This window comes from Rhodoferax sp. (genome assembly GCF_018780565.1).
Lineage (GTDB): Bacteria > Pseudomonadota > Gammaproteobacteria > Burkholderiales > Burkholderiaceae_C > Rhodoferax.
Genome location: NZ_JADMJN010000004.1, coordinates 61474 through 74481 on the forward strand (window position 1 = coordinate 61474; position 13008 = coordinate 74481).

Genomic DNA, 13008 nt, shown 5'->3' on the forward strand with positions numbered 1-13008 from the left:
GAGAAAATGAACCATGAACACGCTCACTATCGTTGAATACACCCAGACGCTTGGTCTTCAGGCAAAAGTAGCCTCTGCCCTGATGGCTAAAGCGTCAACAGCTATTAAAAATGGAGCGCTTCGCCGTCTGGCGGTTCTGCTGCGCGAGAACATCCCAGCGCTGCAAATCGACAATGCCAAGGACCTGGACCGGGCATTGGCCGCCGGTCTGGCCGGACCCCTGGTGGATCGACTCAAATTGAGTCCTCAAGCAATCGAAACCTGTGCCCAGGGGTGCGAACAGCTTGCGGCCATGCCGGACGTGATTGGTGAAATCATAGGCATGAAGCAGCAGCCCAGTGGCATCCGGGTTGGGCAGATGCGAGTGCCGATTGGTGTTTTTGGCATGATCTTCGAGAGTCGGCCCAATGTCACGATCGAGGCGGCCAGCTTGTCCATCAAGAGTGGCAACGCCTGCATTTTGCGTGGCGGCTCAGAAGCCATCGAATCCAACAAGGCCCTGGCCAAACTGGTGCAGCAGGCGCTGCATGATGCTGGTTTGCCTGCGGATGCGGTGCAACTGGTGCAAACCATCGATCGCGAGGTGGTGGGGCAACTCATTGCCATGCCGCAGTACGTGGATGTGATCATCCCACGCGGCGGCAAGGGTTTGATTGAACGCATCAGCCGCGATGCCAAAGTGCCGGTCATCAAGCATCTGGATGGCAACTGCCATGTGTATGTGGACGATCCCTGTGACATGGCGATGGCCGTCAAGGTGGCGGACAACGCCAAGACCAGTAAATACAGCCCCTGCAACGCCACCGAAGGCCTGCTGGTGGCGCAAGGTGTGGCGGCAGAGTTTCTTCCCCGGATTGCGGCCATCTATTCAGCCAAGGGGGTGGAGATGCGTTGCGATCCACAAGCCCACGCCTTGCTGGCTACTGTGCCCGGCGTGAGCAGCACGCCCGCCACGGAGCAGGATTGGTACGAGGAATACCTCGCGCCTATCATCAGCATCAAAATCGTGGCCGGACTGGCTGAAGCCATTGCCCACATCAACCAGTATTCATCGCATCACACCGATGCCATCATCACGCGTGACCACATGCATGCCCAGGCTTTCCTGCGGGAAGTTGACTCGGCCAGCGTGATGGTGAACACAAGTACCCGCTTTGCCGATGGTTTCGAATACGGTCTGGGGGCAGAGATTGGCATCAGCACCGACAAATTCCATGCGCGCGGTCCGGTGGGTATCGAAGGTCTGACGTCCCTGAAATACGTGGTTATGGGTGATGGCGAGGTACGCATCTAGCGCTACTGCGCCCGTTGGACTGCGTATCTCTTGCAACTGAGCGGCTTGCCCCCAAATCCTACAATTCGCAGAAGTTTTTCATTTCATTCATCCAAAGGGGGGCTGCATGGTTCCGCATCTCGTCACGGCGCTCACCGGTCCCATCAACGAACTTGAGCAGCGCATTCTCGATTCGATGCCCGCGATTGAGCGCTGGTTTCGTCTGGAGTGGATGGAGCACACGCCGCCGTTTTACAGTTCGGTCGATGTACGCAATGCCGGATTCAAGCTCGCCCCGGTCGACACCAATCTCTTCCCCGGCGGCTGGAACCACCTGACGCCCGATATGCTGCCTCTGGCGGTGCAGGCGGCCATGGCCGCTATCGAAAAAATCTGTCCCGAGGCGCGCAACCTGCTGGTGATTCCCGAGAACCATTCGGACAACACGTTTTACCTGTCGAACGTAGCCCAGTTGCGGCGAATTTTCCATATGGCAGGGCTCAATGTGCGCATTGGCTCCATCGATCCTGCGATCAAGAAAGCCACCACGGTCGACTTGCCCAACGGAGAGAGCGTGACGCTTGAGCCGGTCATTCGCGGCAAGCGTCGCCTGGGCGTCAAAGATTTTGACCCCTGCACCATCCTGCTGAACAATGACCTGCGTGCCGGCGTGCCGGGCATTCTGGAAGACATTCATGAGCAATACCTGTTGCCACCCCTGCATGCGGGTCGGGCAACACGGCGGATGAGCAAGCACTTCAAGTGCTATGAGGAAGTCGCCAAACGACTGGGCAAGCTCCTCGGGGTCGACCCCTGGCTCATCAATCCTCTGTTTGAAAAATGTGGCGAAGTCAATTTGACCGAGGGCGTGGGCATGGACTGCCTGAGTACCAATGTGGATGCTTTGCTGACAAAAATTCGTCGCAAGTACAAGGAATACGGCATCAAGGAGAAGCCGTTCGTGATGGTCAAGGCCGACAACGGAACGCACGGCATGGGCATTGTGACGGTGCGTGACGCCAAGGACCTGGAGGAGTTATGCCAAAGAGTGCAAGTGAAGGCTCAAAGTGAAGGCGTGCGCCCGGCATCCCAGGATATCCTGGTGCAGGAAGGTGTGCTGACCAAGGAGCGCATGCACGACGCCGTGGCCGAACCCGTGGTCTATATGATGGACCGCTATGTGGTTGGAGGTTTCTACCGGGTCCATGCGGGGCGTGGAGTGGATGAGGACCTTAGTGCGCCGGGATCGAGTTTTGTTCCTTTGGCTTTTGAGCAGAGTACGCACTTACCTCAGCCGGGTGTCAAGCCTGGTGCCAGTGCACCTAACCGGTTTTATATGTACGGCGTCGTTGGGCGGCTCGCCATGCTGGCCGCCAGTTATGAGCTTGAGGCGACCGATCCAGATGCCGAGGTCTATGACTGAGCACCGTCCGTGTGAATTGAGAGACGGGCCCCTTATAGTTGTTGCAGTGCAACATTTGAAAGGTTTTCGACTTTAGAGTCGCACACCCCCTTGTCCAGTTTCCCGGTGGGCGCAAAATAGAGCTCCCAAATGGAATGGAACCCCGCTGCCAGCTCAAGACGGGGTGAACTTGTGTCAGCATCCAAATCGTCTCTCACGGCGCTTACTCTGGGCGCCATCGGCGTTGTGTACGGCGATATCGGCACCAGCGTCCTGTACGCGGTCAAAGAAGTCTTTGGCTCCGGCCATGTCCCCTTTACCCACGAAAACGTGTATGGCATTTTGTCCATCTTTTTCTGGACATTGACGGTCATTGTTTCTCTCAAGTACGTGGTGCTGGTGCTGCGCGCAGACAACAATGGCGAGGGGGGACTGGTGGCCATGCTGGCGCTGGCCTCCCAGTCGGTCAAGGATAGACCCCGCTTGCGCCAAATGCTGTTGCTGGTCGGCATCTTCGGCACTTGTCTGTTTTATGGCGACGGTGTCATTACGCCGGCGATCTCCGTGCTGTCCGCCGTGGAGGGCCTGGAGGTAATATCACCCGCCTTCAAAAAATATGTGATCCCGCTTACGCTGATCATCCTGTTTGGCTTGTTTGCGGTGCAGAAGCACGGCACCAGCGGGATCGGCAAGCTCTTTGGACCGATCACGCTGGTATGGTTTGCCTGCATTGCGCTACTCGGCGTCATGCAAATCTTGACCCATCCCGAAATTTTGTGGGCTATCAGCCCTCACTACGCGCTTCGCTTTGTTTGGGAAAACCCGGGCATCACTTTCATCATTCTTGGAGCCGTGGTGCTATGCGTCACGGGCGGGGAAGCCCTTTATGCCGACATGGGCCACTTCGGGAAAAAACCGATCCGCGTGGCCTGGTTTTCAATCGTCATGCCGGCACTCACCTTGAATTACTTTGGCCAGGGCGCCCTGTTGCTGAGCAACCCTGCGGCCGTCAAGAATCCCTTTTTCATGATGGCGCCGGATTGGGCTTTGTTGCCCCTGGTTGGTCTGGCCACCATGGCCACTGTCATCGCGTCGCAGGCCTTGATCTCGGGCGCGTTTTCGGTGACCAAGCAGGTGATCCAGCTGGGTTATTTGCCACGCCTGCAGATCATGCACACCAGTGTGAAGGAAACCGGACAGATTTACCTGCCCTTCGTCAACTGGGGCTTGTTTGTTGCCATTGTGGTGGCGGTGGTCATGTTCAAGTCGTCCAGCAACCTGGCAGCCGCCTATGGCATAGCCGTGTGTACCGATATGCTGATCACCACGATCCTGACTTTTTATGTGATCCGCTACAGCTGGAAATATCCCCTGGCGCTGTGCCTTGCTGCCACTGGTTTCTTTTTTATCGTGGACTTCGCGTTCTGGGCGTCCAACCTGCTCAAGCTCTTTGACGGCGGCTGGTTCCCGCTCATGATCGGGGGCGCGATCTTCACGCTGATGATCACCTGGAAAGACGGACGGCGCTTGCTCAATGAAAAGCTGAGGGCTGACGCCATCGACTTGCCCAGTTTTCTGGAAGCCGTGTTCGTCAGTCCGCCGGCCCGTGTTGAAGGTACGGCGGTGTTTCTCACCGCAGAGCCTGGCACGGTACCCAATGCCCTGTTGCACAATCTCAAGCACAACAAGGTTTTGCACGCGAACAACCTGTTTGTGACGGTGCGAAATCATGAGGTGCCCTGGATCGGGATGGACAAGCGCCTGGAGATTGAAGGCCTGGGGCACGATTGCTGGCAGGTGGTCATTCACTATGGGTTCAAGAACGATCCCAACATTCCCAAAGCCTTGCAGCAGATCAAAGGCCGGGGCTGCGAGCTGGAGGATATGACCACCAGCTATTTCCTGTCGCGCGATACGGTCGTTCCCACGATTGGCAGCGGGATGTCGCACTGGCGCGAGAAGCTGTTTGCGCAAATGCACCACAATGCAAGCGGTGCAGCAGATTTCCTGAAACTGCCCAATAATTCAGTGGTGGAACTGGGCTCGAAGATCGAGATCTGATTCCATCCGATGCAAGTCACTCATTTCCCATGAAGATTCTTTTTGTTGCCGATCCACTGGACTCGTTCAAGATCTACAAGGACACGACGTTTGCCATGATGCGCGAGGCGCAGGCCCGACATCATTCCATTTCAGTGTGCGAGCCCCAGCAGATGTCCTGGGTATCGGGCGGACGGGTTCAAGCGGATTGCAGGCGCATTGTGCTGACGGGCGATCCTCATGTCTGGTACCGAGTCGATGGCGGATCGCGCCTTGCGCTGAAGGACTTCGATGCCATTGTGATGCGCAAGGATCCGCCCTTTGACAGCGAGTTTTTCTACGCCACGCACTTGCTGGAGCAGGCAGAGCGCGAGGGCGCCCGGGTGTTCAACCAACCCCGTGCGCTTCGCGATCACCCCGAAAAACTGGCGATCCTGGAGTTCCCCCAGTTCATTGGCCCCACCCTGGTGACGCGCTCGGCACAAGACGTGCGGGACTTTCATGCGGTGCACAAGGACATCATTCTCAAGCCGCTGGATGGCATGGGTGGCATGGGTATTTTCCGGGTGAAGGGCGACGGACTGAACCTGGGCTCCATCATCGAGACCCTGAACAAGGACGGTGCCGAGACGGTGATGATCCAGAAATTTTTGCCCGCCATCAGTGAAGGTGACAAGCGGGTGCTGGTGATCGGAGGTAAGCCAGTGCCCTACAGCCTGGCACGTATCCCTCAGGGCGGGGAAGTTCGCGGCAATCTGGCGGCGGGTGGCAAAGGGGTGGCCATGCCTCTCACGGAGCGTGATCGCTTTATTGCCGAGTCACTGGGGCCAGTCCTGAATGCCCGTGGCCTGTTGCTGGTGGGGCTGGACGTCATTGGCGACAGCCTCACCGAGATCAATGTGACCAGCCCGACCTGTTTTCAGGAAATTTTTGACCAAACCGGATTTGATGTCGCGGCGATGTTTGTCGATGCGCTCGAACAGGCCCTCAAGGGCTGAGACTCGCAGCTTGCGGCCTTGATCCTGCAAATTCTGCCGGGACACCCTCCACAAACACCTGCAGTTCGCCGGGCGCCATGGCAACCCAGGCCTCGTTGGTGGTCAGTGGCTCGGTCACGACAATTGCCAGGCGGTCTTCCGGGCCATTGAGATCCGCCAGATCGACGCTCACATCGTCATCCTTGAGGTGTACTTCAGTGAAAGGGTGTTGCCGCAACACATAATGCAATTTGGTACTGGCGTGCGCCCACAGAGCCTGACCGTTGCTCAGCAGAAAGTTGAAGCTGCCATGTTTTGCGATCTGCGGCACCAGTTCAGCCAGTGTACGGGTCAGCTCTTGCACACTGGGGACGCCGGCATGCGACTTGGCCAACTCCTGCAGCAGCCAGCAAAATGCCATCTCGCTGTCGGTGCTGCCGACCGGCCGAAAGCTGCCGTGCAGCGGCGGCGCATAGTTTTTCAAGTCGCCATTGTGGGCAAATACCCAGTAGCGCCCCCACAACTCGCGGACAAAGGGGTGACAGTTTTCCAGGGTGACCGCGCCCACTGTGGCCTTGCGCACATGGGCCACCACGTTGTGACTCTTGATGGGGTAGGTGCGCAGCATTTGCGCAATGGCCGACGTGGAGGCGCTTTCCTTGTCAACGAAATAACGCGCGGCCTTGCCGGGTGTCAAGCCATCGCTCTCAAAGAAGGCGATGCCCCAGCCATCGGAATGGTGGTCGGTGCAGCCGCCTCGCTGCGAAAACCCGGTGAAACTCAAGGTCAAACTGGCGGGCAGGCGGCTGTTCATTCCAAGCAATTGACACATGCCGCAAGTTTACTTCGCTCTGCAAGAGGGGGAAAGTCTTGGATGCAGGCTGGGCTAGGACGGGCGGTTGGCTGGCCGGTCCGGACTCAGTTTCCAGGCCGCTGCCAGCGCCAGCGCGCACAGCGCTGCCAGCATGGCAAAGGATTCATTGAATGCTGCCAAACGTGCGGCGCTGCTGATGGGGTTGGACAGCACATCGCCATGCACGGCGAGCCGCCACTCCAGCACGATGCCGCACACGCTGACCCCGACCGCGCCGCCCAGTGTGCGCAGGAAATTGATCGCGCTTGATCCCTGGGGAATCAATTCTTTGGGCAAGCTGCGCAAGGAGCCCGAGTTGAGCGAAGGCAGTATGAAGCCCAGGCCGATACGGCCCAGAATGGCCCAGGCCATCAGCACCCACAGGCCATCCTTGAGGCCTACGGTGCCCATCAGAAGGAATGACGCAGCCAGCAGGGCCAGACCAACGCTCACCAGCCGGCGGGTTGGGTGCCGGTCTGCCAGTCGCCCGACCAGGAGAATCGTGATTGCCAGTACCAGCCCAGCGGGAAGCAGCACGGTGCCCACATGGGATGCCGACAATTGAAGGCCGAGTTGCATGTAGACCGGCAACAGGTAGGTTGAGCCAAACAAGGCTGTGCCATAGATGAAAGCCACAATGCTGCCCATGGCGAACTCCCGCTGACGGAAAATTGCCAGGTTCATTAAAGGGGGATCGGCACCTTGAGCGAGTGTGTGGCCGAGCCGTTTCTGCCGTGCAATGAACGCGATCAACGCGGCGACTGCCCCGATCAGCAAAAGGGTTGATTCTCTTGTCGGACCCGCATGCAATTGCACCAAGCCATTGAGCAGGCACAGTGTGCCCACGCTCGCCAGCAGCAGGCCCGGCCAATCCAGTTTTCCGCCTGTTCGTCCGGCGGGGATGTTGCCGGGTGCTGTTGTGGGAACAAAACGCCGGGCCAGCCAAAGAGAGGCCAGGCAAAAGGGGATCACCATGAAGAAAATGGAACGCCAACCAAACCAGTCCACCAGCAGCCCCCCGACGCTTGGACCAATCGCGGGCGCCAGCACCACACCCATGCCAAAGATGCCACCTGCACGCCCCTGCTCATGTGGCCCGAATGCGCGCAGGATGATGATGGCCGGGATGGGTTGCACGATGCCGGCCGCCAGACCCTCCATGACACGGGCGGCCAGCAGCAATGTGAAGTCACCAGCCAAGCCGCCGATGATGCTGCCAATCAACAGCAGCCACATGCTGCCGGAGTAAGTGCGTCGGTAGCCATGGCGTGCCAGCAGCCACGGTGTGGTGAGCATGGACACTGTCATGGCAATCATGAAACCCGACGACACCCATTGAGCCCGATCCTGCCCGAGCGTGAAGTGCCGACTCATGTCGGGGACAGCCACATTGACGATGGTTGCCGACATGATGGAGGCCATGGTGCCGACCATGACGGCCAGCAGCAAGAGCCAGCGATAGCGCTCCCCGTAATGCGCTTGTAGCTCAGTCAGGGTGACAGGACGTGTCAAGACCGGGTCACGGGCGGGGTTCGGACCAGAGCACGCCGCCGGTAGCCCAGTTTTCACGCTTGACGTCGGTGATCAAGACGTCGACCGATTCAGGCTTGCCGCCAAGCACTTCCACTGTGACACGGGTGATTTCCTGCACCAGTTTTTTCTTTTGTTCGATGGTGCGGCCTTCGAGCATTTCGATATGGTAAGTCGGCATGGTTTCCTTTGAATGGTTTGCAGGCAATATCAAGCATGATAGAGCCCTTGACGAGGAGAGATTTTGCACACCAATTTCAATCTCAATGAGCACATGGGTCTGGGTACGCGGCGCAACAAGGTGGTGACGGCTGCGGAGGCGGTGCGTTTGATTCACGATGGCGACACCGTGGCCACGGGCGGATTTGTCGGCATCGGCTTTGCGGAAGAAATCGCCGTGGCGCTGGAGGCGCGCTTTCTGGCCACGCAAGGCGATACAGGTGTTGGCGCACCGGGGCAATTGACGCTGGTATATGCCGCCGGGCAGGGCGACGGCAAGGCGCGGGGGCTCAATCATTTAGGGCACGCAGGTTTGGTGCGCCGTGTTGTTGGTGGGCACTGGGGCCTGGTGCCGGCATTGCAAAAACTGGCCGTGGGCAATCTCATTGAGGCCTACAACCTGCCCCAGGGCGTGATCTCCCATCTGTTTCGGGACATTGCCGCAGGCAAGCCGGGCACGCTGACGCATGTGGGCTTGGACACCTTTGTGGATCCGCGCTTGGGTGGTGGCAAGGTCAATGCGCGTACGACCGAAGACCTGGTGCGTTTGATGGAAATTGACGGCCAGGAGTATCTTTTTTACAAGGCATTTCCGATATCGGTCGGCATTATTCGCGCCACAACGGCCGACCCGGACGGTAATCTCAGCATGGAGCGTGAGGCGCTCACGCTGGAAGCATTGGCGATTGCCATGGCTGCGCGCAATTCAGGGGGGATTGTGATTGCGCAGGTTGAACGCCTGGCCGAGCGCGGCACGCTGCATCCGCGTCAGGTGCGGGTGCCGGGGGTGCTGGTGGATGCGGTCGTGGTGGCAACTGACCCGGCCCACCACATGCAAACCTTTTCAGAGCAGTACAACCCGGCCTATTCCGGCGAGATTCGTGTGCCGATGGACACTCTGCCGGTATTGCCGATGTCGCTGCGCAAGGTCATCGCCCGGCGTGCCGCCATGGAGCTTCGATCCAACAGCGTCGTCAATCTTGGCATCGGCATGCCCGAGGGCGTGGCGGGCGTCGCAGCGGAAGAAAAAGTGATCGACCTGATGACCCTGACGGCCGAGCCTGGCGTGATCGGGGGCATTCCCGCCAGTGGCATGAGCTTTGGCGCAGCGGTCAACACGCAGGCCGTGATTGACCAGCCCAGCCAGTTTGATTTCTATGACGGTGGCGGACTCGACATTGCCGTGCTGGGCCTGGCTCAGGCGGATGCGCATGGCAATTTGAACGTCAGCAAATTCGGTGATCGCCTGGCCGGGGCTGGTGGTTTCATCAACATCAGCCAGAACGCCAAGACGGTCGTTTTTGTCGGGACCTTCACCGCAGGTGATCCGGATGTGCGCGTGGAAGGGGGTCGGCTGCGAGTGATCAGTGAAGGCACGGTGCGCAAGTTTGTGAAGGAGGTGGAGCACCGAACTTTCAGTGGGCGTGAAGCGCGCAGGAGAGGTCAGCGGGTCTTGTATGTGACTGAGCGTTGCGTCTTTCGCCTGATCGGTGACGCACACAGCGGCGGACTGGAACTGATTGAAATTGCCCCTGGCATTGACCTGGAGCGCGAGGTTCTGGCACATATGGATTTCATGCCGGCCATCAGTCCCCACCTGAAATTGATGGGCGCGGCCCTGTTCACGGATGCCGCGATGGGCTTGCGTGCTCACTTGCTGGCCACGCCGCTGGCGCAGCGTTTTGAACTTGATCTGGCGCATCGCATGCTCTTCATCAACTTCGAGGGACTGGCGATCGATTCCATGGCCGATATTGACGAGGTGGCGCGCACCGTTGAGGACTTGCTTGAGCCTGTGGTGACTGCGCCGACTGAGCGGGTCGCAGTGGTTGTGAACTACGACAGCTTCACCATCCTGCCCAACCTGGTGGACGACTACTCGGCCATGGTCAAGCATTTGACAGAGCGGTTTTACAGCCGGGTGACGCGCTATGGCACGGGTGGATTCCTCAAAGCGCGGCTTGATGCGGGCAGGCTGCCATCGGCCAGCCCCTGAATCGACCTCTCAGAAGTGACACACAGTAGACTCAAGGAATCCTTCAAAGGCAGCTATGAACCAATCCGCAATGGATATCAAAATATCAGGATGGGGTGAGGAATGGAGCACCCTTCAAAACAATTATGAGCAGTATGAAAAAAGTGGCTTGTTGATCAAACTCACTTGTGTCGTGCTGTTCGCTGTCGGGTTCGCGATGGGTTTCAGTGGTTTTTGGATCAGCGCGCTGGTCTTGCTCTTGTGGGCTCAGGAGGCTATTTTCAGGACCTATCAATCCAGACTGGGTTCACGTCTCCTGCGCTTGGAGTCGCTGCTGAAGCAGGGTGCGGTGTCGGGTGGTGATGCGTTTCAGCTTCATACGGAATGGCTGGCGGGACGACCAGGCTTCACCGGTTTGCTGGTGCAGTATGGGACAAGTGCATGCCGACCGACCGTGGCTTTCCCGTATCTGGTGCTGGTTGTGTTTGCCTGGCTGACATAGGGAGTGCATCAGGGTTTGGGGTCTGTGAGTCAATTTCTGTTACCTTTTGAATCAATTGCCCGCTGGCTGTGAGAGAATATTTGCTACTTAGGAAGGCTATCTTGGAACATAGAGCCAAAATTGTTGGGGTTGCGTTACTTTGTGTTGCCTTTGGCAGTTCGGCGCTCACATTGGGTCGCGTGCGTGGCGCTGCAATCATTGGGCAGCCCCTGGATGTCACGATCCAGGTCCAAATGGACGCAGGAGATGATGCCGCCTCCCTGTGTTTTGATGCCGACGTCTTTCATGCCGATGCCCGTCAGGACGCCAATCGCGTGCGCGTGGTCGTCGAGACAAGCCCCCAGTCGACGACCGCCAACGCGCGAATTCAGTCTTCAGCCCTTGTAGATGAGCCCATTGTTACCGTGTATTTGCGTACCGGTTGCGGCCAAAAAACAACGCGGCGTTATGTTTTGCTGGCCGATTTTCCCAGCGAAATCGCGGCACCTGCCGTGCCACTGGTTGCCCCGGTGGCGGCACCGGCAACACCGCCTGCGCCAACGGATTGGTCGTCGTCAGCAGTGACGGCTGCACCAGCCCGACCCGTTGCGCCCCCTTCAAGCAAGTCCGCTCCGGCCCCCAGGGTGAAGCCGGTTTCCAGGCCCAAGCCGGCTGTCGCGCAGGACGTTGCCAGTAAGCCCGCCGCAGAAAAACCGGCCGCCGCGGCGCCTGCCAAGCGACCGATGGTGGAGGAAAAGAACAAGGCAGTGCGTGCTTCCGGCCAGTCGCGGCTGAAGCTGGACCCCCTGGAGGCGCTCTCGGGCCGGGTTGCCAGCCTGGAGTCCTCGGTGCCAGTCACGCCGCCCCCACCTTCGGAAGAGGCTTTGCGTGACATGCAGCGAATGCGCGTACTGGAAGGCGATGTCAAAGCCTTATTGGCGCTGGCGGCAAAGAATGAAGCGAATCTCGCAGATTTGAGAACTCGTTTGCAAAAAGCCGAGTCGGAGCGTTTCCCCAATGGCGTGATTTACGGATTAGGTGCTCTGGTATTGCTCTGTCTGGCGGCGATCGCTTATCTCTGGAATCGACAGCGTCGTGTGCAAGCCTTTGGTGGTGATTGGTGGAACAGTTCTGCGGAGGAACCGTCCGCAGCGTCGCCGCCGCCGTTGGCTGCACAAGTCACCCGGGCAGATACTACTGAACAAGAGGCGCGCGATGCGCTCGAAGCCAGGATGGCCCGTACGACTGCCTTGTCGGAGGCGTTGGACAACGCCGGTCCGGCATCGCAAGTGGATGTTAGCTTGGTGGAAATGAGTGAATCCAACTTCGATAACCTCATGCAGTCCGGCGCGGCGCACAGTGCGATTCGCAAGCAGCCGTCACCTGCTCCTGCGCAGAAGGGGATCGCACGCAACCTCAATTCGGAGGCCGTGTTTGACATCCGGCAACAGGCTGAGTTTTTTGTTTCGCTTGGACAAACTGATCAGGCGGTGCGTATTCTCGAGCGACAAATCAACGAAAGTGACGAGCCCAATCCGCTTGTCTACCTGGATCTGCTCAGTATCTTCCATTCCTTGAGCCTGAAGGTCGATTTCCGTCAGTTCAGGGAAGATTTCAACCTCCTGTTCAATGGCCGCGTGCCTGAGTTTGCCCAGTTCCGGGAGCAGGGCAAGAGCCTGGACGCCTACCCTGAGGTGCTGGCCCACATCACCGCATTGTGGCCAACTGCCAAAGTCCTGGAGGTGATTGAGGCATGCATTTTCCGGGACCCCTGGGACGCCAAGAACGAACCGTTTGATTTGGCCGCATTCCGCGACCTGCTGTTTTTACATGCGGTCGCCCAGAGCGTTGTGCAGGGTACCCCGCCCAAAGGCGGTGAGAACACGGTTCGCGCGTCGGTCAGCCCTGCGCCACAGCTTGTTACGCCGACTTACTTTTCCAATTCCGGCAATGCGGTTCCTTCGTCGCCGGTCGTGGATATTGCGCTTCCGCATGAGCTCGATCTGGACCTGTCTGACACGACCCTGGACGAGGTTGCCATCAATCCCCTGGTGGCAGCAGACTCGGAGTTTCCATCCTTGATGCAAGGCGATCACCCGTCTGAAGGTCAAACCATGGGTGGATCTCCGGCGCCTCATGATGACAATTTATTGAATTTTGATTTGCCCATGGAGCCAAACCTGCCTGGGCCTGCCGATAGCAAGTCTGTCAAATAGGCATGGCCTGCGTTGGGTTTGCCAGCCTGAAGGAGTTGAGAA

General features: G+C 58.4%; 10 protein-coding genes. 7 read left to right on the forward strand and 3 right to left on the reverse strand.

Translation table 11 applies throughout. The features are described from left to right. The first annotated feature begins 13 nt into the window (after positions 1-13). From IV109_RS07330 to gshB, 4 genes are all read left to right on the forward strand, one after another. Positions 14-1294 (forward strand): glutamate-5-semialdehyde dehydrogenase, encoded by a 1281-nt coding sequence (locus IV109_RS07330; protein ID WP_296694437.1) that lies wholly within the window; start codon positions 14-16, stop codon positions 1292-1294. A gap of 106 nt (positions 1295-1400) precedes the next feature. After that, positions 1401-2696 carry a glutamate--cysteine ligase gene (gene gshA, locus IV109_RS07335; RefSeq protein ID WP_296694439.1) on the forward strand — a complete coding sequence of 432 codons (1296 nt, stop codon included), beginning with the start codon at positions 1401-1403 and terminating at the stop codon, positions 2694-2696. Between the two features lie 171 nt (positions 2697-2867). Next, the gene (locus tag IV109_RS07340; RefSeq protein ID WP_296694496.1) at positions 2868-4736 is read left to right on the forward strand and encodes a potassium transporter Kup; all 1869 of its coding nucleotides are present in this window, start codon (positions 2868-2870) and stop codon (positions 4734-4736) included. A gap of 29 nt (positions 4737-4765) precedes the next feature. Continuing rightward, positions 4766-5713 carry a glutathione synthase gene (gshB, locus tag IV109_RS07345; protein WP_296694441.1) on the forward strand — a complete coding sequence of 316 codons (948 nt, stop codon included), beginning with the start codon at positions 4766-4768 and terminating at the stop codon, positions 5711-5713. Here gshB and IV109_RS07350 read toward each other — a convergent pair. The 3 genes from IV109_RS07350 to IV109_RS07360 are packed head-to-tail and all read right to left on the reverse strand — an operon-like array spanning position 5703 to position 8256. Further along, positions 5703-6524 (reverse strand): class II glutamine amidotransferase, encoded by an 822-nt coding sequence (locus tag IV109_RS07350; protein WP_296694442.1) that lies wholly within the window; start codon positions 6522-6524, stop codon positions 5703-5705. The two genes, gshB and IV109_RS07350, sit on opposite strands and share 11 nt — an antisense overlap. 54 nt (positions 6525-6578) lie before the next feature. Further along, positions 6579-8057 (reverse strand): DHA2 family efflux MFS transporter permease subunit, encoded by a 1479-nt coding sequence (locus tag IV109_RS07355; RefSeq protein WP_296694444.1) that lies wholly within the window; start codon positions 8055-8057, stop codon positions 6579-6581. Positions 8058-8064: 7 nt separating this feature from the next. Next, positions 8065-8256 (reverse strand): 4-oxalocrotonate tautomerase, encoded by a 192-nt coding sequence (locus IV109_RS07360; RefSeq protein ID WP_296694447.1) that lies wholly within the window; start codon positions 8254-8256, stop codon positions 8065-8067. A gap of 93 nt (positions 8257-8349) precedes the next feature. On the opposite strand from IV109_RS07360, the gene IV109_RS07365 reads away from it, so the two are divergent. The 3 genes from IV109_RS07365 (at position 8350) to IV109_RS07375 (ending at position 12966) form a co-directional block, all read left to right on the forward strand. After that, positions 8350-10290, forward strand: coding sequence for an acyl CoA:acetate/3-ketoacid CoA transferase (locus tag IV109_RS07365; protein ID WP_296694497.1), 1941 nt, complete (start codon positions 8350-8352; stop codon positions 10288-10290). A gap of 55 nt (positions 10291-10345) precedes the next feature. Continuing rightward, complete coding sequence (locus IV109_RS07370) at positions 10346-10771, forward strand: hypothetical protein (RefSeq protein WP_296694450.1); 426 nt, start codon at positions 10346-10348, stop codon at positions 10769-10771. A gap of 101 nt (positions 10772-10872) precedes the next feature. Next, positions 10873-12966: a hypothetical protein gene (locus IV109_RS07375; protein WP_296694452.1), complete on the forward strand. Its 2094-nt coding sequence runs from the start codon at positions 10873-10875 to the stop codon at positions 12964-12966. The last annotated feature ends 42 nt before the right edge of the window (positions 12967-13008 follow it).